The sequence below is a fragment of the Alkalihalophilus lindianensis genome (genome assembly GCF_032843265.1).
Taxonomy (GTDB): domain Bacteria; phylum Bacillota; class Bacilli; order Bacillales; family Bacillaceae_D; genus Alkalihalophilus; species Alkalihalophilus lindianensis.
Genome location: NZ_JAWJBA010000004.1, coordinates 301250 through 324889, shown reverse-complemented (window position 1 = coordinate 324889; position 23640 = coordinate 301250). Strand labels below are relative to the sequence as shown.

Annotated in this window: 22 protein-coding genes; all 22 read right to left on the bottom strand. The window is 39.8% G+C overall.

All coding sequences use genetic code 11. The features are described 5' to 3' along the window. Positions 1-4 precede the first annotated feature (4 nt). Positions 5-2644 (bottom strand): DNA mismatch repair protein MutS, encoded by a 2640-nt coding sequence (gene mutS, locus RYX56_RS14190; protein WP_317122692.1) that lies wholly within the window; start codon positions 2642-2644, stop codon positions 5-7. A gap of 157 nt (positions 2645-2801) precedes the next feature. Further along, a complete protein-coding gene (locus RYX56_RS14185; RefSeq protein WP_317122691.1) occupies positions 2802-3377 on the bottom strand; it encodes an outer spore coat protein CotE in 576 nt (191 codons plus the stop codon). Positions 3378-3631: 254 nt separating this feature from the next. Beyond that, positions 3632-4060, bottom strand: a complete 429-nt coding sequence (locus RYX56_RS14180; RefSeq protein ID WP_317122690.1) for a YlbF/YmcA family competence regulator — start codon at positions 4058-4060, stop codon at positions 3632-3634. Further along, positions 4060-5688 carry a tRNA (N6-isopentenyl adenosine(37)-C2)-methylthiotransferase MiaB gene (gene miaB, locus RYX56_RS14175; protein WP_317122689.1) on the bottom strand — a complete coding sequence of 543 codons (1629 nt, stop codon included), beginning with the start codon at positions 5686-5688 and terminating at the stop codon, positions 4060-4062. The genes RYX56_RS14180 and miaB overlap by 1 nt, the downstream gene beginning before the upstream one ends. 152 nt (positions 5689-5840) lie before the next feature. After that, complete coding sequence (locus RYX56_RS14170; RefSeq protein ID WP_317122688.1) at positions 5841-6707, bottom strand: 2-oxoacid:ferredoxin oxidoreductase subunit beta; 867 nt, start codon at positions 6705-6707, stop codon at positions 5841-5843. A 1-nt stretch (position 6708) separates the two neighbouring features. Beyond that, positions 6709-8451, bottom strand: a complete 1743-nt coding sequence (locus tag RYX56_RS14165; protein ID WP_317122687.1) for a 2-oxoacid:acceptor oxidoreductase subunit alpha — start codon at positions 8449-8451, stop codon at positions 6709-6711. A 304-nt stretch (positions 8452-8755) separates the two neighbouring features. Further along, positions 8756-9016 (bottom strand): stage V sporulation protein S, encoded by a 261-nt coding sequence (locus RYX56_RS14160; protein WP_317122686.1) that lies wholly within the window; start codon positions 9014-9016, stop codon positions 8756-8758. A 184-nt stretch (positions 9017-9200) separates the two neighbouring features. Continuing rightward, on the bottom strand, positions 9201-9995 hold the full coding sequence (locus RYX56_RS14155; protein ID WP_317122685.1) for a TIGR00282 family metallophosphoesterase: 795 nt from the start codon (positions 9993-9995) through the stop codon (positions 9201-9203). Positions 9996-10111: 116 nt separating this feature from the next. Further along, the gene (rny, locus tag RYX56_RS14150) at positions 10112-11677 is read right to left on the bottom strand and encodes a ribonuclease Y (protein WP_317122684.1); all 1566 of its coding nucleotides are present in this window, start codon (positions 11675-11677) and stop codon (positions 10112-10114) included. 163 nt (positions 11678-11840) lie between these two features. Further along, positions 11841-12518, bottom strand: a complete 678-nt coding sequence (locus tag RYX56_RS14145; protein WP_317122683.1) for an ATP-binding protein — start codon at positions 12516-12518, stop codon at positions 11841-11843. Beyond that, a complete protein-coding gene (locus tag RYX56_RS14140) occupies positions 12511-12762 on the bottom strand; it encodes a hypothetical protein (RefSeq protein ID WP_317122682.1) in 252 nt (83 codons plus the stop codon). The genes RYX56_RS14145 and RYX56_RS14140 overlap by 8 nt, the downstream gene beginning before the upstream one ends. Positions 12763-12790: 28 nt before the next feature. Further along, positions 12791-14209, bottom strand: a complete 1419-nt coding sequence (locus tag RYX56_RS14135; protein ID WP_317122681.1) for an AAA family ATPase — start codon at positions 14207-14209, stop codon at positions 12791-12793. Further along, positions 14202-15194 carry a metallophosphoesterase family protein gene (locus tag RYX56_RS14130; RefSeq protein WP_317122680.1) on the bottom strand — a complete coding sequence of 331 codons (993 nt, stop codon included), beginning with the start codon at positions 15192-15194 and terminating at the stop codon, positions 14202-14204. Before RYX56_RS14130 ends, RYX56_RS14135 begins: the two co-directional genes overlap by 8 nt. Positions 15195-15254: 60 nt before the next feature. Further along, positions 15255-16304: a recombinase RecA gene (recA, locus tag RYX56_RS14125; protein WP_317122679.1), complete on the bottom strand. Its 1050-nt coding sequence runs from the start codon at positions 16302-16304 to the stop codon at positions 15255-15257. A gap of 198 nt (positions 16305-16502) precedes the next feature. Next, positions 16503-18122 carry a DEAD/DEAH box helicase gene (locus RYX56_RS14120; protein ID WP_317122678.1) on the bottom strand — a complete coding sequence of 540 codons (1620 nt, stop codon included), beginning with the start codon at positions 18120-18122 and terminating at the stop codon, positions 16503-16505. Further along, a complete protein-coding gene (locus RYX56_RS14115) occupies positions 18122-19372 on the bottom strand; it encodes a competence/damage-inducible protein A (protein WP_317122677.1) in 1251 nt (416 codons plus the stop codon). Before RYX56_RS14115 ends, RYX56_RS14120 begins: the two co-directional genes overlap by 1 nt. A 12-nt stretch (positions 19373-19384) precedes the next feature. Then, the gene (pgsA, locus tag RYX56_RS14110) at positions 19385-19963 is read right to left on the bottom strand and encodes a CDP-diacylglycerol--glycerol-3-phosphate 3-phosphatidyltransferase (protein WP_317122676.1); all 579 of its coding nucleotides are present in this window, start codon (positions 19961-19963) and stop codon (positions 19385-19387) included. A 34-nt stretch (positions 19964-19997) separates the two neighbouring features. Further along, positions 19998-20492 carry a YajQ family cyclic di-GMP-binding protein gene (locus RYX56_RS14105; protein ID WP_317122675.1) on the bottom strand — a complete coding sequence of 165 codons (495 nt, stop codon included), beginning with the start codon at positions 20490-20492 and terminating at the stop codon, positions 19998-20000. 136 nt (positions 20493-20628) lie between these two features. Then, positions 20629-21525, bottom strand: coding sequence for a helix-turn-helix domain-containing protein (locus RYX56_RS14100; protein WP_317122674.1), 897 nt, complete (start codon positions 21523-21525; stop codon positions 20629-20631). A 21-nt stretch (positions 21526-21546) separates the two neighbouring features. Further along, positions 21547-22314 (bottom strand): DUF3388 domain-containing protein, encoded by a 768-nt coding sequence (locus tag RYX56_RS14095; protein WP_317122673.1) that lies wholly within the window; start codon positions 22312-22314, stop codon positions 21547-21549. Between the two features lie 279 nt (positions 22315-22593). Beyond that, entirely contained in the window at positions 22594-22845 is a 252-nt protein-coding gene (locus tag RYX56_RS14090; protein ID WP_317122672.1) for a DUF3243 domain-containing protein, read from the bottom strand. 72 nt (positions 22846-22917) lie between these two features. Further along, positions 22918-23640, bottom strand: a complete 723-nt coding sequence (gene ymfI / locus RYX56_RS14085; RefSeq protein ID WP_317122671.1) for an elongation factor P 5-aminopentanone reductase — start codon at positions 23638-23640, stop codon at positions 22918-22920.

Sequence of the window (23640 nt, the reverse complement as noted above, 5' to 3'; positions counted from 1 at the left end):
CTCTCTATTTCAGTTGTTGTTGGCAATCATTGATTAACTTCATCACTTCAAACGGTGATAAATTTAATAAATCTGCCTCGCTAATCTTCTTTATGACTTGCTGTTCTCTTGGATCTAGCTTTTTAGCTTTGCTTTGTTGCGCTTTCCTCTCTTCAGCCGTTATCTCTTCTCCAAATAAGGATAATTGTCTCTGAGGTTCCTTCACTTCGTCCAGTTGAGGCGGCTGTGTCTCTTGTATAGAACGTTCAATTACATTCGGCAAAGGTTGTTTCTGACCTTCAAGCTCACGTAATAACACTTCCGCTCGATCCGTGACCATTCTAGGAAGCTCTGCAAGCTGAGCCACATAAATACCGTAACTACGATCTGCTTGACCATCAATTACTTTATGAAGAAAAACAACCGTCCCATTTTCCTCTACAGCTGATACATGAACATTTTGGACATGTTCTAATTGATCCGCAAGGGCCGTTAACTCATGATAATGCGTCGAAAATAAAGTTTTTGCGCCGATTTCATCATGGATGTATTCAATAATCGCTTGTGCAAGTGCCATCCCGTCATATGTCGAGGTCCCTCGCCCTATTTCATCTAATAAGATCAGACTACATTCAGTTGCCTTTGCAAGAGCATACTGCGTTTCAAGCATTTCCACCATAAATGTACTTTGTCCACTCGCTAAATCATCTGCAGCACCAATTCTAGTGAAAATCTGATCAAAAATCGGCAACTCCGCACGGTCTGCTGGGACAAAGCAACCAATCTGACCCATTACAGAAAGCAAGGCTAGTTGACGCATATACGTACTTTTACCAGCCATATTCGGCCCCGTTATGAGCAGCATTTCCCTTCCAGGGTAAAGCTTAACGTCATTTGCGACATATTCCCCTTTTGGAATGACTGATTCTACTACGGGATGGCGCCCACCTTCAATAAAGACATCACCGACCGGCTGCAAGATTGGTTTTGTATAATGTTGCTTTTCACTAACTGTAGCAAATCCTAAAAGAACATCAATTTCACTAATCTTATGAGCAAGCGATTGCAGATGAGGAACGTATTCTTTAACTTGCTCACGAATCATCACAAATAAATCATACTCTAGCTGTTCCATCTTTTCTTCCGCTTCTAAAATTAATGCCTCTTTTTCCTTTAATTCGGGGGTGACAAATCGTTCTGAATTCGTTAGCGTTTGTTTACGCTCATATCTTCCTTCTTCGAGCAAGTGACGATTCGCACGTGTGACTTCTAAATAGTATCCAAACACTTTGTTAAAGCCAACTTTAAGAGACTTGATTCCCGTTTCTTGCCTTTCTCTTCTTTCAAGTTCCGCGATCCATTTCTTCCCGTTTACACTTGCATCACGGTACGTATCAAGTTCACCGTGAAATCCTTCTTGGATCATTCCACCGTCTTTAATGGAAATAGGAGGATCTTCGACTATGCTTCGCTCGAGTAAATCAATTAAATCCTCAAAGGGCGCTTGATCATGGAACCAACGCTCTTGAAACGAAGGGTCAAGCTTTGTCACCATTTCTTCGATTAACGGGATCTTCTGCAATGATTTTTTAAGTTGAATTAATTCTCTTGCGTTAACATTCCCGTAAGCAATTCGACCAGCTAGTCGCTCCAAGTCATAGACTTGTCTTAATTCATCACGTAACTCTTCTCTAGCAAAATAATCCTCTAGAAACACCGTAACCGCCTCATGCCGTTTTTCTATAGCCGATTCATTAAGAAGAGGTCGTTCAATCCAACGCTTAATTAAGCGACCGCCCATTGCCGTCACCGTATGATCGACAATACTTAAAAGAGACCCTTTCTTTTTCTTTTCGCGTAATGTTTCCACTAATTCAAGATTCCGCTTCGAATGAAGATCTAGTTTCATATATTCTTCTGCGTGATACCACTCCACCTTTTGAAGATGATCAAGCGACCGTTTTTGTGTGCGGATGAGGTACTGTAACAACCTCGCATATGTTGTTACTAATTTTGATTGAGTAAGCTCTTTAACGAGATGAACATAGCGTCCATTTAGTTCTGCCTCTTCTTCATGAGAAATCGTAACAGCTAATGTTCTCTCAAGCTCTTGAAGTAGTTCACTATTTACCTCTTTTGAGACTACTAGCTCTTTTGCACCGGTTGCACTCAGTTCTTGAATGAGTTCAGCTTGTCCACCTTGAATAAGCGTAACGGCCCCCTCACCAGTCGTGAGGTCACAACGAGCAATACCCATCGACTCATCTTCGAAAATGGTAAAGCTAGCTAAATAATTATTTTCTTTTTCTCGAATCATTTTCCCTTCCATGATCGTTCCAGGGGTTAGCATTTTAACGACTTCACGTTTTACTACCCCTTTAGCCACCTTAGGGTCTTCTACTTGCTCACAAATGGCCACTTTGTAGCCTTTCTCGACTAACCGTGACATATATTGATCTGCAGAATGATAAGGAACACCACACATCGGGATGCGCTCTTCTCCTTGCCCTCTGCCTGTTAATGTTATTTCTAATTCTTGAGCAGCCTTGATGGCGTCATCAAAAAACATCTCATAAAAATCACCTAAACGAAAAAATAAAAAGGCATCTTGATGTTGTGCCTTAATGTCTACATATTGTTGCATCATTGGGGTAAGCTGTGCCATTTTTCTCCTCCACCGTCCTAAAAACATTCTCTTCTATTATAACATAGCCCCACATCTGCTCGCACCCATTCACCTTAGGCATCATAGTAGACTCTGTAACTATATGTAATGATCAAAATGAAAAAGTCAGAAAGAGTCCTCTTTCTGACTTTCGCTATTAATTATCCATTTCTTTGTGTAAAAAGTTCGGATCTAACTTTTCGTATTCCTCGTCACTAATTTCATCAAAATCATCTGATGTACTATGATACTCTTCCATTATTCCATCAGGATTAATGGCTACGGCCATTTTTGTTTCCCCGATACAATCAACAACAAATTCTCTTTCTACTTCTACATTCACATGTTCGCCATTTTCAGAAATGGTCGCTTCTAATGTATTAGGTTGTTGAATGGCTTTTGCGAACACTTCCATCTCATCAGATAGAACATTTTCATCTTGCATGGATAGTGGAATCACATCTGTATACGTCATCGTTTGTGTTGCAACTTCTGTTTTTGTATTGTCGTTATAAGAAAACCATACATTAATATCATAGCTTCCTTCTACCTCGACATTACTTCCTTTTTTCGCAGCCCCATACTTATGATTAATAATCCAACACCCTAAAATGCTTGAAGGCTTATGTGCAGGTTTAATTTTATGAGTCGCCTCAGAAAACTTACGTCCCTTACCACACACCGCTTTTGTAATAATTTCACGATACATTCCATCTCTGCTTGATTGTGCCATGTAATTGAACCTCCTATTCTCTTATCCGTCCCTTGGTGGTCGTTCGTGTCGGCTAATGCCTACTCTAACTCCCCCATTTTCTTTCATGCCCATACTATGCAGGCTTATAAACGAGTGTGCAAAACCTAAGATAAGTCCTTTTCCTTCTTTCCTTACAACGTTATGAGGAAGCTTGCATTTTTAGTACAGGAAATCAATCATTTCTTCATAAAAAAGAAACCCTATGCTTCTCAAGGAAACATAGGGTTACGTCATTATTGACATCCACCGTCAAAGTATGGATTTTTTGTTGTCGTTCCTTTTAATACATCGCCACCCATTGAGGTAATGATTTCCTCAGTAACTGTTTTCGATATCGTTTTTGATACCATTTGAAGAAGTTCATTCACATCAATTTGACTTTGTTTAAACTCTTGAACAAGCGGAATATCGTCAACTTCTTTATGAAGAGCATCAATTTTTTGTTCAACTTCTTTTAAGGCCTCTGATTTGTTATAGTGTTGAAGGTTAACAGCCTCTTTTTGGAGCTTTTTAATTTCAGCAATTAACTCTTGAACGCGTAAATGTTCGTTAATCTTAAGCTCAGCTTGTTTAAAGAAATCAACTTCTTCTGTTTCAGCCATCATTTTTGCTAATTCTTTTGCTTTCATTCTAATATCTTCTCTTGTATATGTCGCAGTCATTAGACGTGCACCTCCGCATTTTCAACCATTTCTCCACTTAAGGACCATGTTTTCGCTTCATTTATTTTAATGTAAACAATTTCACCAATTACTGACTTAGGGCCTCTGAAGTTAACTAGACGATTTGTACGTGTACGACCCGCTAGAACATCTGGGTCCTTCTTACTTTCACCCTCAACTAGCACTTCAACAATTTGATCTTGGTAGTCAAGATTTCTTTTCGCTGAAATTTCGTTCACTAAAGCATTTAATCTCGCTAGTCTCTCGCGTTTCACTTCCATTGGGACATTATCTTTCATTTTAGCCGCTGGTGTCCCTTCACGTGGTGAGTAAATATAAGTAAACGCACTATCAAATTGAATCTCACGAACAAGAGATAACGTCTCTTCAAATTGCTCTTCCGTTTCATTTGGGAAGCCAACAATTAAATCTGTCGTAAAGGATGCATTTGGAATCGCCATTTTAATTTTGTGAGCAAGATCCATGTATTGTTCTCTTGTGTATTTTCTGGCCATCAATTTAAGGATGTCCGAATTACCATGTTGAACAGGTAAGTGAATATGCTCTACTAAATTTCCACCTTTGGATAGGACAGAGATTAAGTGATCATCAAAATCTCTTGGGTGACTTGTTGTAAATCTCACACGTGGAATATCAATCTTATGAATATCATCCATTAAATGCCCAAGTCGATATTCTCGATCCTTAAGATCTTTTCCATAAGCGTTAACATTTTGACCAAGCAACGTAATTTCCTTATAGCCATTTCTTGCAAGCTCACGTACTTCGGCGATAATATCTTCAGGTAAGCGACTACGTTCCTTCCCACGCGTGTAAGGAACGATACAGTACGTGCAAAATTTATCGCAACCATACATAATGTTAACCCACGCTTGCGTTTTCCCTTCACGTTTACGAGGCATATTTTCAACAATATCGCCTTCTTTTGACCAAACTTCAATCACCATTTCTTTTCCGAATAAAGCGTTTTGAAGTAAGTGTGGCAGACGATGAATGTTATGTGTTCCGAAAATGATGTCAATATGCTGGTGTTTTTGCATAATACGATTCACGACATTCTCTTCTTGTGACATACAGCCACAAACACCTAAAATAACTTCTGGACGTTCTTTTTTCAAAGATTTCAAATGACCAATTTCACCAAATACTTTGTTTTCTGCATTTTCACGAATTGCACATGTATTGAGTAAAATCACATCTGCCTCTTGAGTATCATCCGTTTGGGCAAAACCCATCTCTGTAAGTAATCCTGCCATATTCTCTGAATCATGTGTATTCATCTGACATCCATACGTACGAATATGAAATTTCTTCCCGTTCCCAATCCCTTGCATCTCTTCAGGGATAATGTCATCTGGTCTTAGAACTTGAACATCTTCCTTACCGCGACGTTTTCCTTGCTTATAATCAGGCTGGTCGGTAATCGAGATCTCACGGCCTTGAATACGAATAACCTTTTTATTATCTTCTTCTGAAATAATTTTCGCATTGGAAAAATCAAAATACTTGCTATAGTCTTTTTTGGCTTGTCCGTCTGTGGATTTTAAGTTCCCTTCGGATTTACCTTCAGTATTTCCTAAGCGTCCTAAACGCTGATCTTCATTCATTGCACAATCTCCTTCCACCTGAATCGAACAGAAACATTCCATTTTATATTATACGGATGTTTCGGATGAAAAACAATGAAACTTGTTTGACAACTACACAGCCGCTTAGGTTCAAATTAAAAGAGCCTAGCATATGCTAGACCCTCATTGACTTACATGAATTCAGCCATCATTTTATTAAACTTCTCTTCATCCAGTGAGAGATCATGTGTTGCTAATGGTTGGTCTGAATAACCTTCTATTAATTCTTGATAAGATGGTTGTTGTTTATTTTGATAAATCAACCCAGTCACAAGACCGTTATGCTCCATCAATGTTTGCATAGCCGTCATACGATTAGCTGCATCATAATTCTCAACATTACTTAGCTTTGTGATATTTTGTTTAAACCAATCGTACGTGTTTACTTTGTTGAATGTTACACAAGGGCTAAACACATTAATTAAAGAGAAACCTTTATGATTTATGCCTTCTTCAATTAAGGCCGTAAGCTCTTTTAAATCACTTGAGAAGCTTTGGGCAACGAATGTAGCACCAGCAGTTAGCGCCATTTCCATTACGTTTAAAGCTGATTCAACCGAACCATTAGGTGTACTTTTTGTTTTAAATCCAACATCACTACGCGGAGATGTTTGACCCTTTGTTAAACCATAAATTTGATTATCCATTACGATGTACGTCACATCAATGTTACGACGGATCGCGTGGATGGTGTGACCCATACCAATCGCAAATCCATCACCGTCTCCTCCTGAAGCGATGACTGTTAAATCTTTATTAGCCATCTTCACCCCTTGGGCAATTGGAAGCGCACGTCCGTGTACCCCGTGAAGACCATAAGCATTAATATAACCTGAAATACGACCTGAACATCCGATTCCTGACACGACAGCAAGGTTATCTGGCTCTAAGCCAACATTTGCAGCAGCACGCTGGATCGCAGCTTGTACAGAGAAATCCCCACAACCAGGACACCAGTTCGGCTTGGTTTTATTACGAAACTCTTTAAATGTCGCCATCTTAGACCAACTCCTTGCATGATTGATGTAATTCATTTGGTAGGAACGGGTTCCCGTCATATTTTAATAGATTTTCAATCTTATCAGTATTGATGTTCATTTTAATAATCGTTGCTAACTGTGCGGTTGCATTATTTTCTACAACAACGACCTTTTTAGCACGATCAATTAAAGGCTTAAGTTCATCTGCTGGGAACGGATGCAAGAGACGTACTTGTGCATGGTTCACTTTTACTCCATCTTCTTCAAGACGCGGCATAGCCTCTTGAATTGTACCACGAGTAGAGTTCACACCAATTACTAGTAGGTCTGCATCTTCATGTTTCGCATCAACAAACAACGGGTCTTTAAACTGACTAGGTAAGTTGCTCACTTTACGCAGACGTTTATCCATTTGTGCCTGACGGTTCTCAGGACTCTCTGAAGGCTTACCTGTTTCATCATGCTCAACGCCCGTCACGTGATGCACTCCATTTTTCATACCTGGAATAACACGAGGGGAAACGCCATCTTCTGTTAATTCATAACGCTTGAAATAAGCACTATTTTCTCTCTCAGGCAATTCAGCAGCTATGTCTAGTTTTCCACGACGAATTTCTACACGGTTAAAGTCCAGTGGCTCTACAGTTTGCTTTCCAAGCGATAAAGCTAAGTCCGTTACAATAATAACTGGACACTGATACTCCTCCGCTAAATTAAATGCTTCTACCGTATCGTAAAATGCTTCTTCAACAGTACTTGGTGTCATAACAATTTTAGGAATGTCACCGTGTGTGCTAAAGATCATCGCCATTAAATCAGATTGTTCTTGTTTTGTAGGTAAACCCGTACTAGGGCCCCCACGTTGTGTATCCATAATGACAAGTGGTGTTTCCGTCATTCCAGATAATCCAATTGCTTCAGCCATTAATGATAATCCTGGTCCTGCAGATGCAGTAAACGAACGAACACCAGCATAGTTAGCTCCGATCGCCATCGTACAAGCGGCAATTTCATCTTCTGTTTGAATAACCGTTCCACCGAACTCAGGAAGCTTCTTAATCATATATTCCATGATTTCAGATGCAGGAGTAATAGGATAAGCTGCCATGAAACGGCTACCTGCAGCAACTGCGCCCATACCGATTGCATCATTTCCAATCATGAACATACGCTTTTGACCATCTGCTTTTTCTAATTGTAAGTTTGGAAGATTTCCAGCTGCTTCTTCTTTAAAATGAGCAGACCCTGCACGAATCGCATCCATATTTTTATCAACGATTGCTTGACCTTTTTTCAAGAAAATCTCTTCCACTACTTCACGGTATTCTTCAGGTTCAAGTCCTAAAATCGCACTTGATGCCCCGACAGCCACCATGTTTTTCATTAAGGAAGTTCCAAGTTCATTGGCAATTTCCGTGAAAGGCACTACAAATAAACGAGCGACACTACCATCTGGTAAGCTCGGATTGAACTTAGCATCCGCAATCACGACACCTTCTTCTCTTAACTCGTGGATATTTACATCAATTGTTTCTTGGTCAAAAGCTACTAAAATATCGAGATCATCTGAAATCGAATTTAATGGTGAAGTACTTACACGAATCTTATTATTCGTATGCCCACCTTTAATACGAGATGAAAAATGGCGATACCCATACAAGTAATATCCTAGTCGATTTAGTGCAGTTGCAAAAATCTCTCCCGTACTCTCAATTCCTTCACCTTGTTGTCCTCCAACTTTCCATGATAGCTGGTTTCTCATCTACTCCACTCCTTTGGCATTCGCCATTCTATCTATGTCTGTTTACGTCATTTACATATTGTGAGTTCTGATAATCTTTATATTGTATCACAATTCCGAGTATTTTAATAGACTTACTACCACTTGTTGAAAAGGTCTATCACCTTGATACTCTTAAACGTCATAATGATAGTCTTTCTCACAGAAAAAAGCAAGTTTTTTCGTCCTATCTTGACATGCTTCACAGCCCCTTTTACACACAAAAAAATGCTCACACCGAAGTGTGAGCATTTTTAACTTGTCTTACCTTAAGGGAGCCATCCACTTATCTTGGCTCAATTATAAGCTTGATCGCCGTACGTTCTTCCCCTTCAATTTGAATGTCCGTGAATGCCGGGATGCAAATAAGGTCGATTCCACTTGGAGCTACGAAACCACGAGCAATGGCAACAGCTTTAATCGATTGATTAAGAGCACCTGCTCCGATTGCTTGGATTTCTGCAGAGCCTTTTTCACGGATCACACCGGCTAGAGCGCCAGCTACAGAATTTGGTGTAGATTTTGCTGAAACTTTTAATACTTCCATTTCTTGTACCTCCTCATACGTGTCTCATTTAGGTTCTAGCCTCACAGACGATGATGAACAGTTAGTTACTTAAATCTCAGCACCTAGCCTTGTACAAGATGATGCTCTACTTCATACGTATTTCTTCAACTCTACACTTATTCCTTCTTTTAACAAATTGATTGAAGAAGGGAGCAAACATCTTCTAATGGTAAAATGGGTGATCCTCATTAATAAGAATTCTCTCAGTAGATTTTGCTAGTCCTGTTTTGGGATCAACTTCAATCACCACTCCACTTAATTGTTCCCTTCCTTCCGCAACTTCAAACCTTACAGGCATAGACGTTAGAAATTTATACAACACCGCTTCTTTATCGACACCTAATACCCCGTCATACGGTCCAGTCATCCCAACATCACACATAAAAGCAGTCCCTTTTGGTAGTACACGGTTATCTGCTGTTTGAACATGAGTATGTGTTCCAACTACAGCCGTAACTCGACCATCTAAATACCAGCCCATCGCTTGTTTCTCACTTGTCGCTTCTGCATGAAAATCCACAAAAATAATCGATGTACGTTTTGATACTTCTTCGATAATCTCGTCTGCTTTTTTAAACGGACAATCCATTGGCTGCATAAAGGTTCTTCCCATCAAATTCACAACAGCCACTTCTAATTGATTAATTTTTACGATCGTATAGCCAACACCAGGTGTACCTTCTGGGAAATTCGCAGGTCTAACAAGAGCTTTTGCTTTGTCGACAAACTCAAAGATCGCCTTATTGTCCCATGCATGGTTCCCAAGTGTGACTGCTTGTGCTCCTGCAGATAAGAATCCTTTATAAATTTTTTCAGTAATCCCTCTTCCTGATGCTGCATTTTCTCCATTTATGATCGTCATCATTGGTCGATAATGTTGCTTTAATTTTGGTACATATTCATCAATCATTTTTCGACCCGGCGCACCGTAAACATCGCCAATAAATAAAATTTTCATAATAACCCCTTTTTGTGTTCTGCACACACGTTATAAATAATCATATGTAAATGATAGCATTCTTTCTAGTCACTTGCATCTTTAGACAAAAACAAATAAAGTGGCATAACGCCACTTTATTTTGCATACTCAACTGCCCTAGTCTCACGTATAACGGTAACGCGAATATGTCCCGGATAGTCAAGTTCATCTTCAATTTTCTTCGTGATATCTCGAGCTAATTTATGTGCTCTCGTATCATCTACTACATCTGGTCGAACCATGATTCGCACTTCACGACCTGCTTGGATCGCATACGTTTTCTCCACACCTTCAAACGATTCAGAGATCTCTTCTAATTTCTCTAAACGACGAATGTACGTCTCGAGAGTTTCACGACGTGCTCCTGGTCTCGCAGCAGATAGTGCATCAGCTGCTGCAACAAGTGTCGCAATAATAGAAGTCGCTTCTGTATCTCCGTGGTGAGAAGCAATCGAATTGATTACAACCGGATGCTCCTTGTATTTCGTAGCTAGCTCAACGCCAATTTCAACATGGCTGCCTTCTACTTCATGGTCAATCGCTTTACCGATATCATGAAGCAATCCAGCTCGTTTTGCTAGTTTAACGTCTTCTCCTAATTCAGCAGCCATAAGACCTGTTAAATGTGCCACCTCCATAGAGTGCTTCAACACATTTTGACCGTAGCTCGTTCTGAATTTAAGTCTACCTAAAATCTTGATCAAGTCTGGATGTAGACCATGAATACCCATCTCAAAGGTCGTTTGCTCTCCGTATTCCCGAATCGCTTCATCAACTTCACGTCTTGATTTATCGACCATTTCTTCGATTCTAGCTGGATGAATTCTACCATCTTGTACAAGTTTTTCAAGAGCTGTCCTGGCAATCTCACGACGAATTGGATCAAATCCGGATAGAATAACCGCTTCAGGTGTATCATCAATAATAAGGTCAATCCCCGTTAATGTTTCAAGTGCGCGGATGTTACGACCTTCACGTCCAATAATACGACCCTTCATTTCATCGTTCGGTAAGTTGACAACTGATACGGTTGTTTCTGCAACGTGATCAGCAGAGCAACGCTGGATTGCAAGAGATAATACCTCTCTTGCTTTCTTATCTGCTTCTTCTTTTGCATGTGCCATTCGCTCTTTCACAATAAGTGCCGTCTCATGAGCAAGCTCTTGCTCCACTTCGGTACGAATTGCATCACGCGCTTCCTCCCGAGAAAATCCAGAGATTCGCTCAAGCTCAGCTTGATGCTTGTTCAAGATTTCCTCCACTTTGCTATCCATCTCTTCAACTTGTCGTTGTTTTTTGGTGAGAGACTCCTCCCTCTTGTCCAAAGACTCCTCTTTCTTATCTAAGGTTTCACTTTTCCGGTCAAGAATCTCTTCTTTTTGAACCAAACGATTCTCTTGTTTTTGAATCTCATTTCTTCGTTCACGAATTTCACGTTCAGCTTCAATGCGAATTTTATGAGCTTCATCTTTCATTTCAAGAACTGCTTCTTTTTTATTCGCCTCAGCATCACGTCTCGCATCTTCAACAATTTGTTTTGCTGCATGTTCCGCGCTAGAAATTTTCGCTTCTGCAATGGATCGTCTAACAAGATATCCAACAACTGCACTTACTGCAGAGACAACAAGCAAAATGGAGATGAACATAACCATACTTTCCATACTCTTTCACCTCCCCTTGCTATCTAATTGTTGGTTCCAATTGTGTCATACTTTCATTAATTTAAAGATGCATACTAGTGTATACAAAGTGGCTGCGGAATAAATAATATGACAAAAAAATCTACCGCATTCTCCCTAATTGTAAGGCTCGCATCGCGTGATGTCAAGTGTTGTCAATCTCCATGACGTCACTGATCCCATCACGTATCGACACCTGATAAGCTAAGTCTCCAGACTCTGCTAAATGATGATTATGAGTGATCATGATAATCTGACGACCGAACATCGTACTTAATGATTTTAAAAATTCATATAAGTAATGAATGTACTCACCCGAGACATGTTTTCCTGGCTCATCTAATAAAAGAGGGCCTTCTACTTTTGGCTGAATCGTCTCCATTAGAGCAACACGTAAAGCGAGTGTTACAATATCAACGACCCCGCCCCCTCTTGAATCTTGAGGCTTCGTTTTCACTTTTATTCCTTCATAATCGGACACAACATAAAACTCAGCTACAGCCTTGTTCCCATGTTCTTCAATCTCTATTTGAAATGAAAATAGTGGTCCAAATACATATTGAAGGGCATTTGTAACAAGCGTTTCCATTTGCTGTTTTGCTTGCTCTCTAGCATATTCTGCAGACTGTTGTAATAACAATCTTGCTCTTTCGTATGTTTCAATGGTTTCCTTGTATTCAAGAATAGATTGCTCTCGTTTACTTAGTTGTTCTTCTAACAAACGACGTTTTGCGTCTTGCCTTGTCCATTCATCATGCGCCAACTTCAGAGAATGCTCCAATGACTTAATCTGTTGGTCTACATGTAATACGTGGTTACTCATCTCCTACAAGCTCCTTAGGAATGAGAGCCCATGTATCGCTTAATGATTGATCAATTTCTTTTTCTAGACGAACAATCTCTTCATCTAATTGATCAGGACTTACACCTAAGTCTTCTAATTCTTTCAAGAGCCTCGTTCGCTGATTCTCTAATTCTTCAAGCTTCGCTTCTGCGCGGTATCTCATATCACGAGCTTTATCAATTGCTTTTCTCATTTTAGATAAATCTTGTTCAACGTGGTTCATACTAACCCTCCTAGATTAAAAAGATGATTTACGTGCGGGCGTTTAGATCGGTTCCACATGTCGGACACGTGCCAATATGAATTAACTGCTTCTCGAATTCTTTTTCTAGCTCTTCTTGTTCTTTTCTTTTTTCTTCCGTAAAGTGATTCCCATCATTAATTCGGACTTGAACGTCTTTTAGTTCGTTTTTTAATCGCATAAATGATTGCTGCTGCTTGATCAAACTCTCAAGCTTATCTTTTCTTTCTTCCACTTCTTCTGTATGTTTCACAAGATCAAACAGTTTTCTTGTATGGGTTACTCCTTCATTCACTTTAAGTAACTGTCCATTTAACGAATGTAGTTGATTTTTTCGTTTTTCTTGTTGCCAAATACGATCAAGTACATTCCAGTCCTGGTTCGCAATGAAATCTGTTTTTTTGAGTAACTCCCTTACCTTAGTTAGCTGATTAGTGATCTTTTTCTCTTCGATCTTACGTTTCATTAACTCTTGTTTCTGTTGTATTCGTTTATCAATTTTTTCCGTATATTCTGCTGCAAGTGCTACATCTTTTGTTTTCTCAATCCATTGTTCACATATCGCTATAGATTTTGTGAACTCTTTTAGGTCGGTTCGTTTATGGTGCAGCGACTTAGCATACGAATAAGATTGTCTTATGTGATCCCAAGACTTCTCCCATCTATCAGCTTGTTCTACTAATTCAAATTGTAAAGTAGCACGCTCTTTTTCTTCACGGACGGTTTTAAGTTGCTCTTTTAGTTGCATTAATTCGCTTAGTCGTTGCTGTTTCAACTTAAGGTCGTGGAGTTTAGCAGCGGTAGCATCTAACTTTTCTCTTTGTGCGTCAAGGGCCTGATATGGTTTTAAGCCTAGCTTTAACTGATCTAATTCCACTTCTTCTATTTTCACTCGTTGGTTTAAACCTGATAAGTCCTTAGAGGTATCTCTAATGGCCATATCGAGAAAATGCGCGCCGCTAATTCGTCCGATCGTTTTCGCACGCAACGAACTTGTTTGCTCTAATAAAAATGGACCATCTAGTTGTTGAGAGAGGTGAATCATTAACTCGTGATCACGATCAATTCTCAGTGGTTGCATGCCATGAGCAGTCAGTACTTCTTTAGGCACATGAATTCCAAACCCTTCAAGCACTAAATCTTCTTTTTCTACCTCTTTAATTATGTATCGATTTTTCGAAGTGGTCCGCTCTCTGATGATCGTCACTCCATGGGTAAATCGTACTGTAACGCGAGCAAAATCTGCTCCAACTCTGACGAAATCGGTTCCGCGCGGTTGGTTGAAAAGAACCCATCTGAGCGCTCGTAAAATCGCTGTTTTTCCGCTGTCAGATTGACCCACTAACACATTCAATCCTGCAGCAAATTCAATCGTCGTGTCTAAATGCGACTGAAAATTTTCTAGCCGAATGGATTCGATGTTATTCATCCTCTCCCCCCTTCCACGTTTCTTCAATCACTGTAATACGACGCAATGCTTCTTGTCTTACTTTTTCTTCTACATTAGATAGGGCTGCTATTTCAGCAATAATATCTCCCATCTTTAATGATTTAAATTCGGAGTGTTCTTTTACTTGTTGCACAAATTCATGTAGCTTTTCTTCTTGATGAACAGCCTTCTCGAGATAAGTACGATCAAGCACCTCTTCCCCTTTTTGGGCTACTTCAATTGGATGAAGGGTCAGCTCAACAGAGGCATCTGGATGAATCGTTCCTATAACATATTGAGGTTGACGGTTAATCTCAGACCAATGGTTATTAACGCGAGCGATCGCCCCAGGGTTACCGATCCATTTTCCATCACGTTCTTTTAAGCCAAAGCCACCATGAAAATGACCGGTTAAAATGACATCAGCAGTTGTTCCCCAAATGTGATCAATTAACGTATGAGGAATTCCTTCAGGCAAGGCCTTTTCCACTAACATACTGTGTGCTAAATGGATTAACACATCTGCATTGTGGTCATTATTCGGGTAATAGTCAAGCTTAGGATCACGTTGATCTAAATCATAATGATAGGGTTGACCTGATATTTGAATGCGCAGCCCGTTCTTTTCAATTAATACCGGTTGATCGGGATGGATGACCGTCATTAACCCAAATGAATCTAAAAGACCAAGCATCGTACGAGAGATGGTATCCGGATTATGTCCAAATGTATCGTGGTTACCTGAAATCGCGTAAATTGGCATTTCTGCCTCCTTAAAAAGACGAGCAAATTGTCCAACCACATTTGGCGATAGATCAGGTCGATCGAAAACGTCCCCTCCATGCAAAAGCAAATCTACTTGTTCCTTGTTTGCAATTGTAATCACTTCTCGAATTTTTTCGGCTAACGTTTCTGAAAATGAATCTTTTCTGTTCTTTGGAGTGGTCCCACGTATATGTGTATCTGTTATATACAAAAATTTCATCGCACACCTCAAATTTTAAAAGAATAAGCACCTACAATAGGTGCTTATCCTTTGATTTCCTTATTTCAAATCTAATGGTACATCATCAAGCTCTTCTTCGGTAGCTGGTTCAACTTTAATTTCACCATTTAAACCGTGGTGATCGCGAATAAGCGTTTCAACTTCAGAAGCAATAGCTGGATTTTCTTTTAAGTATTGCTTAGAATTCTCTCTTCCTTGACCGAGACGTTCTTCGTTAAACGAATACCACGCTCCACTTTTTTGAACAATATCAAGGTCAGCTGCGATATCTAAAATCGAACCTACTCTTGAGATCCCTTCTCCGTACATGATATCTACTTCAGCTACTCTGAAAGGAGGAGCTACTTTGTTTTTAACCACTTTAATCTTGGTCTTATTCCCTACCATATCGTTACCTTGCTTCAACGTTTCCGCACGACGCACTTCTAGACGAACAGAAGAATAGAATTTCAAAGCACGACCACCAGGAGTTGTTTCAGGATTACCGAACATAACCCCAACTTTTTCACGGATTTGGTTAATGAACACAGCAATCGTTTTCGACTTACTAATAGCACCTGAAAGCTTACGTAATGCTTGAGACATTAGACGTGCTTGTAAACCAACGTGGCTATCTCCCATATCTCCTTCGATTTCAGCTTTTGGTACAAGTGCCGCCACACTATCAATAACAATCATATCAACCGCACCACTACGAACTAATGCTTCAGCAATCTCAAGCGCTTGTTCCCCAGTGTCAGGTTGAGATAATAATAATTCATCAATATTAACACCCAAATTTTGAGCATATACAGGATCAAGTGCATGCTCCGCATCAATAAATGCAGCTTGTCCACCATTGCGCTGTATTTCAGCAATCGCGTGAAGTGCTACTGTTGTTTTACCTGAAGATTCCGGTCCGTATACTTCGATAATTCGACCACGTGGATATCCGCCTACTCCTAGTGCGATATCCAGTGCTAACGCTCCACTAGATACAGTAGAAACTCGTTGGTCCACTTGTTCACCAAGCTTCATTATCGAACCTTTACCAAATTGCTTTTCGATTTGGCGCAGTGCCATATCAAGAGCTGCTTTACGATCACCCATTAATCATCTCTCCTCTATAAAAAAATATCTATTAATATGTTTAATTGAATCGTTCTTCCTATTCATCATACCTTCTTTTGAGTCATTTGCCAATAGTTTTTACGAACATTTATTCGGTTTTTGAATAGTAAGTTAATGGGGAGGGGTTCTTTTAGAAGAATACTAGCCCAGTGATTAGGGCTAGTATCGAGGCATTTATTATGAAGAATGCGTTTTGGTTGGGCGTGGTACACGGTTTTCACGCTTTGGTCGTGGCTTTGCTGGCTCAAGATTAACACGAGCACCGTTAATTCTTGAATAACGTAGAGCCTCGTAAACAAAAGGTGCTACTTCTTCTGGGACTTCCACAAAGGTGAAGTTTTCAAAAATATCAATCCGGCCGACTGCTTTTCCAGGAATACCAACTAGCTCAGAAATTTCTTCGGTCAAAATTTTAGGGCTCATGTTTACATTGCGCCCAACATTAATGAAGAATCGAACCATCCCTTTGGCTCCACCTGTTTCACCGAAGTTATATCCGGCTTCATCCGTTGTAGAATCAGTCGAGAAATTCATTTTAAGTAGAGCTGCCACAACTTCCTCAGGCTTATGATCAGCAAGCACTTCTTTTACAAGCGGGCTAAACAGTTCAAAGTCCTTTCCACCTGTTTCAATCGTGTCATTAATCAACTTACGCCACGAGCTTTGTTGCTTTTCTACCACCTCTTCAATCGTAGGAACGTTTTGAGACGGAATGGTCATCTTAATCTCGTTTTCTATCGATCTCAAATGCTTCATTTCGCGAGGAGTTACTAGTGTGAGAGCTAACCCTTTACGACCTGCACGTCCTGTTCGACCAATTCTGTGAACATAACTTTCAGGGTCTTGAGGGATATCATAGTTAATAACATGTGTGACATTTTCAACATCAATCCCACGAGCTGCAACATCTGTCGCGATTAAAAATTCAATCGATGAATCTCTAAATTTCTTCATCACAGTATCACGCTGAGATTGAGTAAGATCACCATGTAAGCCATCAGCTAAATACCCTCTAGCTTGCAAGGCTTCGGTTAGTTCTGCAACACCTTTTTTCGTTCTGCAAAATAGAATACCTAACTCCACTTCTTCACTATCGATAATACGGCATAATGAATCGATTTTATTACGTTCAAGGACCTTGTAATAAAGTTGATTGATCAAAGGAGCCGTCACTTCCCCTTTATTAATGGTCACAATTTTAGGTGTAGTCATGTAGCGACGAGAAAGCTTTTTAATAGCCGGTGGCATCGTTGCTGAAAATAATAGAGTCTGTCTAGCACCTTTTACTTCACGCAAAATCGACTCAATGTCATCGACAAAACCCATATCTAGCATTTCGTCTGCTTCATCTAATACAATCGTATGCACCTTATTCAAGTTTAACGTTTTTCTTCTAATATGATCAAGAATTCGTCCAGGCGTACCAATCACAACTTGGACCCCTTGCTTTAATGACTTAATTTGATGCCCAATCGATTGTCCACCATAAATTGGAATCGTTCTAATTCGTTTATGGGCTGACAACTTTTGAAGCTCACCAGATACTTGAATCGCAAGTTCTCTTGTAGGCGTCAAAATTAACGCTTGAACATAACGCTCTTCGGTTACTTTATCAATAACTGGAATACCAAAAGCTGCTGTTTTACCAGTACCTGTTTGGGCTTGACCGATGACATCGCCACCTTCTAGGATGACTGGAATAGCTTTTTCTTGGATCGGGGATGGTTCTTCAAACCCCATATCTTTAATTGCTCGTTTAATTGGTTCTGAAATTTGAAAATCACTAAAATACGTCATTATGCTAAATTCCACCTTTTCAATTCGTTCAACAAATAAAAACATCCATATTTAATCGCGCGATGACGAACCGCTTCCCTATTCCCACCAACGTTTATTTGATAAACGGTGCATTTGTTATCCGGGAGGCAAATGCCGATAAAGACAACCCCCGGTGAGATGTTATCTTGGGAACTAGGTCCAGCGACTCCTGTAAAACTTATACCAATATCTGAATGAAGCTTCTGTTTGATTGCTTTTACCATTTGTTCGGCACACGGTTCGCTAACTACGCCGTGGCTATCAATTAATTCTTTCGACACATCTAAGCTATTTTCCTTCACCTTTGTAGCATAAGAGATAATACTGCCAACAAAGATATCAGAAACACCAGCAATAGAGGTTATTTCACTTGCAAAAAGACCTCCTGTTAAGCTTTCAGCAGAAGAGATCGTAAGCTTTTGCTCTTTTAACTCAGAGATTAAGACATTCATTAGCGACGATTCACCATAACCATAAAAGAATTCTCCTACACGTGCTTGAATAGCCGCTTCGGTCTCATCTAGTAGTTGATTTGCTACATATGAGTCATGGTGTTTTACCGTGAGTCTTAAGGTAACCTCCCCTTCACTTGCCAAAGGGGCGATGGTTGGATTTGACTGCGCCCTTAACAAATCATCAATCATGACTTCAAGCTTTGATTCCCCAATGCCGAAAAAACGAAGTACTCTTGATGTAATCGATTCGTTTTTCACATTACCTTTTTGTAAGAGAGGTCTCAGTTGCTCTACGACCATTGGCTCCATCTCTTTAGGTGGACCTGGCAGTAAGACGAATTGACACGTATCAGCTTCAACCACCATACCAGGTGCCATGCCGTAATGATTAGGAAGCACGCGACTTCCTTCAATGACAAGTGCTTGTTTCTTGTTATTTTCAGTCATTGTGATCTTACGCTTTTCAAAAAATGCGATAATAGATGTCAACGCATCTTCATCATATACAAGCTTTTTATTACAAAAATCAGCAACTGTTTCTTTCGTTAAGTCATCTTTCGTTGGTCCAAGACCGCCAGTTAGAATGACTAAATCTGAACGATTAGCAGCCGTTGTAACGACTTCACTTAAACGCCTTGTATTATCCCCGACAACTACTTGGTAATGAACGTCAATACCATGAGTAGCCAGCTCAACCGATAAGAATTGTGCATTTGTATTGACGATTTGGCCAAGTAAAAGTTCTGATCCTACTGCAATAATCTCGGCTCTCATGGTCCTTCCCCCTTACTTTGACTTTAAAATCACATGACGATTTTTCATAAAATAATCAATTCCTGATAATAAAGTTAAAATTGTAGCAATCCAAATTGATATCATGTCAAAAGGGATTGATAACGCTTCGAAAGGAAGGTTGTAAAGCATCAATGCAGAGATCCCGATGATTTGCCAAACGGTTTTCCATTTCCCTAAATTACTGGCAGCGATCACATGACCGTCAGCTGCAGCCACAAGTCTAATACCTGTTACCGCAAACTCTCTACTAATAATGATGATCGCCATCCAAGCAGGCAAGAGCCCTAGCTCTACAAGACCGATCAAAGCGGCTGTAATCAGTAATTTGTCTGCAAGTGGGTCCAGAAATTTCCCGAAGTTCGTCACAAGATTTAATTTACGTGCATAGTACCCATCTAACCAATCAGTCGCTGCTGCAAAAATAAATAGAAGCGCGGCAATAAAATGAGCAACCGGGATCGTTACCCCAAGCCATACCCATTCTCCAAAAGGTAAGGGGGCTAATAAGAAGATCATAAAAATCGGTATTAAACAGATTCTTGAAATTGTAATTTTATTAGGTAAATTCACCAAACGTCCCTTCTTTCATCAGTATGCTATGTATTTATCTCATGTTGACAAATTGAACAGGGAAGTCGAAATCCTGCTGTTTCATTACCTGAATGACATGCTGCAGGTCATCTATACTCTTTGCCGTCACGCGCACTTGCTCATTTTGAATTTGTGCTTTCACTTTTAGCTTCTCATCTCGAATAAGTTTCGTGATTTTTTTTGCGCGATCAGCACTTAACCCTTTTACTAATGTGACGACTTGGCGCACAGTACCGCCATGGGCACGTTCAATTTTCCCATAATCCATTGCTTTTTGAGAAAGACCACGCTTAATGAATTTAGATTGTAGAATATCAATAACACTTTCTAACTTGTATTCATCATCAGAAATAATCGTAATGTGATCGGCGTCTGTTCTTTCAATCGAGCTTTTAGACCCTTTAAAATCATAACGATTTCCGATCTCCTTCATTGCTTGGACAATTGCATTATCGACCTCTTGCCCATCAATATCTGAAACAATATCAAATGAATGCTCTTTTGCCATATGCGTGTCACTCCATTCCCTATCTCTTTTCTAAAGGCTACCTCATATTGTACCATATTATGGACTGATTTGAGAAACATGTAGGACCTCTTGTGCCAAACAAAAAAAGAGTAGCAGAAAACGCTACTCTCTTCCTTTATTCATTAGAATTATTGACAACATTAACTTTCTGATGGATGGCATCTAACTCAAATTCTACTTCCTCATCATTAATGATTAAGGTTACGTTTTGAGAAGCACCGAAGTTAAACTCGACTTCTTCTTCTCCATCAAATTGATACGTTAATTCATCTCCATCTGCAGGTGTACCACTATAGATAAATGAACCCTCTGCATCTTTCACATCAACATATGAACTTCCACTAAACTGAATGACCACATCAAAGCGATCTCCTTCTAATTCGTAAAACGTCGTATTCCCACTGCTATCGACTACGTTTAACTCGCTAGAAGCCGTTTCTTCTTCTTCTTCTTCCTCTTCTTCAACTGCTGGCTCTTCTTCAACTGGTTCTTCTTCCGTATCAGGCTCTACATCTGCCTCAGGTTCTTCTGGTTCTGTTGCCTGGTCTGAAAAATCAGCATCTACATTCTCCTCTGGGTCAGGAGCCATAGCAGCATCTCTCTCACCACCAATATTAGTGGTGACCAGCCATATACCTAATGCTAACACTACTAAAAATGCTAGCGCTATAACAGCAGGCAGAAATGCCGGTGTTTTAGATGAAGACTTTTTCGTTGGACGGACGGCAGACTTCGACCGCTCTGACCTAGAAGGTAAATCAATCGCTTCCTTCTGAGGGTTGGGCAACTCACTCCTGTATTGCTCAAACAATGGCTCAGGGTCTAAACCCACTGCCTCAGCATAAGTTTTTACAAATGCTCTAGCATAAAAAAGGCCAGGTAACGTATCAAAGCGCCCTTCTTCAATTGCAAGTAAATACCGTTTTTGAATCTTTGTAGTACGTTGGAGATCTTCAAGAGACAGTCCCTTTTGTTCTCGTGTTTCCCTTAAAAATTGACCTAATTCTGACACTCTAAACACCTACCTACAACTTTAACTAATATCAAATGAAGAAAAACCCGATTCCATCATCTCATAAGAAATCTTCTCTTTCTCATTGTTTCGAAGTTCAATAATACAATCAAAATCTTCAAGCTCATATTCCGTTTCACGGACAAAAATATCAGGATGTTCAACCACTTTCACAGCCGAAAGTCTCATAATATCTCTTACTAGCGTGCGATGGCGCTCAGTTGAACGCATCGTTGATACAATTCCATCAATAATAAAAATATGATCCTCACTTAACTCGTCATCAGCTAATTGGTTCCTCACTGTTTGACGGAGCAAGGTAGAAGAAATAAACGACCAACGCTTGTTGGCACATACACTTGCAGCAACAATCGATTCTGTTTTACCCACTCGCGGCATTCCTCTGATACCCACTAAATAATGACCGTCACGTTTAAATAATTCAGCCATAAAGTCTACAAGTAAACCTAGTTCAGTACGAATAAAACGAAACGTTTTGCGATCATCTGCATCTCGCTCAATATAACGTCCATGACGAATGGCTAAACGATCTCTTAAATGTGGCTCACGAAATTTACGAACTGTAATGCTGTCAATGGTATGTAAAATGGCATGAAACCTGGCCACTTGATCATCACTAGCACTTCGAATAAGCATACCGCGACGCATATCATCCACACCATTAATTGTGACAATATTAATCTTTAACATCCCAAGTAATGATGAAATATCTCCAAGTAAACCTGGTCTATTATTATGAATTTGATATTCTAAGTACCATTCTTTCATTTGTTATAACGTCACCTTTCTATCATGGAATAAGAAGCATCTAGGTAACTCATTAACACTTGTACAATTTGACAAATTCATCTATATTTCACTACTTCTTAATGATAATGGATTTTACTTGTAATTGAAAGAGCTTTGTCCGTTTAAATCGTGAAATAAACAAAAAGAAGGAGGAACACATATTTTACTATAGACTTGATACCCTTCCTATACCTTTATCATAAATTATTTTCCCAACATAGAAAAAAAACGTCGCAGCGTTTGCGACGTTTTTCTTTGTTATCCTTCGTTTCGAACTAATTTAACCATCATATTTGCAATCGCATGCTGTTCAGCTTCATCAGCGACTTTCCACATTTCAGCTAAAACACGCTCTTGCTCATTTTTAGGTTCAACTTGTTGTGCCAAGTATTCGCCCACTTGATAGGCAACATCTGAAACAACATTCTCGTTCATACCCTCATGTTGAGCTTGATCCAGACGATCACCTAAAAAGTCTTTCCACTGGTTCCAATTATCAAGTACAGACATATTAGCCCCTCCTTAAAGAAAATGTACTACATGATTATTTTCTCAAAAGAGGTTCCTTTTTATGCATCCCTTTTAACAATACCAAGCACCATTCACCGATAATATTTGTCCATTAATGTAATTCGATTTATCTGAGCAAAGAAACGCAACAGCATCTGCAATATCTTGTGGTTGACCAAGTGTACCGGCTGGAATGTCCATTTCTAATGATTGAATATCCTCATTTGAATAATCGCTAAGCATATCTGTTGAAATGGCGCCAGGTGCAACCCCATTTACCTGGATATTACTCATCGCTACTTCCTTCGCTAAACTTTTTATGAAGCTGTTCAACCCACCCTTTGCTGCTGAATAACCTACTTCACAAGCAGCTCCAGTAAGCCCCCATATTGATGAGATAGCGATGATTTTGCCTCTTTTCTCTCTAATCATATGTGGCAATAATTTGCGTGTAATCTTCATCGGGTTAAGCAAATGGATATTGATTAATTCCTCTAGTGCTTCATTAGTCAATTCGGTAAAAAGTTCACTACTGCTTAGCCCACCATTATGTATGACGATATCAATTTGAGCATAGAGCGCATCAAGAAGCGTTTTAGCTCCAGTTCCCTGACTCAAGTCCGCTTGAATGATATGGACAAGAGCCCCTCGTTGTTCGCATTCTCTGCTTACTTCCATGATCGATTCCTTACTTTGATAATAATGCAAAAAGAGAGCGCACCCGGGTGCAGCTAGCTCTTTTGCAATCGCTGCTCCGATCCCGCGTGACGCTCCAGTAATCAAAATGTTTTTCAT

Bases quoted from the DNA above. Each gene is read 5' to 3' on its own strand.
- RYX56_RS14155 (WP_317122685.1), bottom strand. From the start codon at position 9,995: ATGAAAATTTTATTTATTGGCGATGTTTACGGTGCGCCGGGTCGAAAA.
- miaB (WP_317122689.1), bottom strand. From the start codon at position 5,688: ATGAATGAAGATCAGCGTTTAGGACGCTTAGGAAATACTGAAGGTAAA.
- RYX56_RS14120 (WP_317122678.1), bottom strand. From the start codon at position 18,122: ATGACGTATTTTAGTGATTTTCAAATTTCAGAACCAATTAAACGAGCA.
- RYX56_RS14095 (WP_317122673.1), bottom strand. From the start codon at position 22,314: ATGAAAGAATGGTACTTAGAATATCAAATTCATAATAATAGACCAGGT.
- rny (WP_317122684.1), bottom strand. From the start codon at position 11,677: ATGGAAAGTATGGTTATGTTCATCTCCATTTTGCTTGTTGTCTCTGCA.
- ymfI (WP_317122671.1), bottom strand. From the start codon at position 23,640: ATGAAAAACATTTTGATTACTGGAGCGTCACGCGGGATCGGAGCAGCG.
- RYX56_RS14145 (WP_317122683.1), bottom strand. From the start codon at position 12,518: ATGAGTAACCACGTATTACATGTAGACCAACAGATTAAGTCATTGGAG.
- RYX56_RS14105 (WP_317122675.1), bottom strand. From the start codon at position 20,492: ATGGCAAAAGAGCATTCATTTGATATTGTTTCAGATATTGATGGGCAA.
- recA (WP_317122679.1), bottom strand. From the start codon at position 16,304: ATGGGTGATCGTAAAGCAGCTCTTGATATGGCACTGCGCCAAATCGAA.
- mutS (WP_317122692.1), bottom strand. From the start codon at position 2,644: ATGGCACAGCTTACCCCAATGATGCAACAATATGTAGACATTAAGGCA.
- RYX56_RS14160 (WP_317122686.1), bottom strand. From the start codon at position 9,016: ATGGAAGTATTAAAAGTTTCAGCAAAATCTACACCAAATTCTGTAGCT.
- RYX56_RS14140 (WP_317122682.1), bottom strand. From the start codon at position 12,762: ATGAACCACGTTGAACAAGATTTATCTAAAATGAGAAAAGCAATTGAT.
- RYX56_RS14135 (WP_317122681.1), bottom strand. From the start codon at position 14,209: ATGAATAACATCGAATCCATTCGGCTAGAAAATTTTCAGTCGCATTTA.
- RYX56_RS14090 (WP_317122672.1), bottom strand. From the start codon at position 22,845: ATGTCTGTACTTGATAATTGGAACCAGTGGAAAGACTTTTTAGGTGAT.
- RYX56_RS14115 (WP_317122677.1), bottom strand. From the start codon at position 19,372: ATGAGAGCCGAGATTATTGCAGTAGGATCAGAACTTTTACTTGGCCAA.
- RYX56_RS14180 (WP_317122690.1), bottom strand. From the start codon at position 4,060: ATGACTGCGACATATACAAGAGAAGATATTAGAATGAAAGCAAAAGAA.
- RYX56_RS14165 (WP_317122687.1), bottom strand. From the start codon at position 8,451: ATGAGAAACCAGCTATCATGGAAAGTTGGAGGACAACAAGGTGAAGGA.
- RYX56_RS14130 (WP_317122680.1), bottom strand. From the start codon at position 15,194: ATGAAATTTTTGTATATAACAGATACACATATACGTGGGACCACTCCA.
- RYX56_RS14170 (WP_317122688.1), bottom strand. From the start codon at position 6,707: ATGGCGACATTTAAAGAGTTTCGTAATAAAACCAAGCCGAACTGGTGT.
- RYX56_RS14185 (WP_317122691.1), bottom strand. From the start codon at position 3,377: ATGGCACAATCAAGCAGAGATGGAATGTATCGTGAAATTATTACAAAA.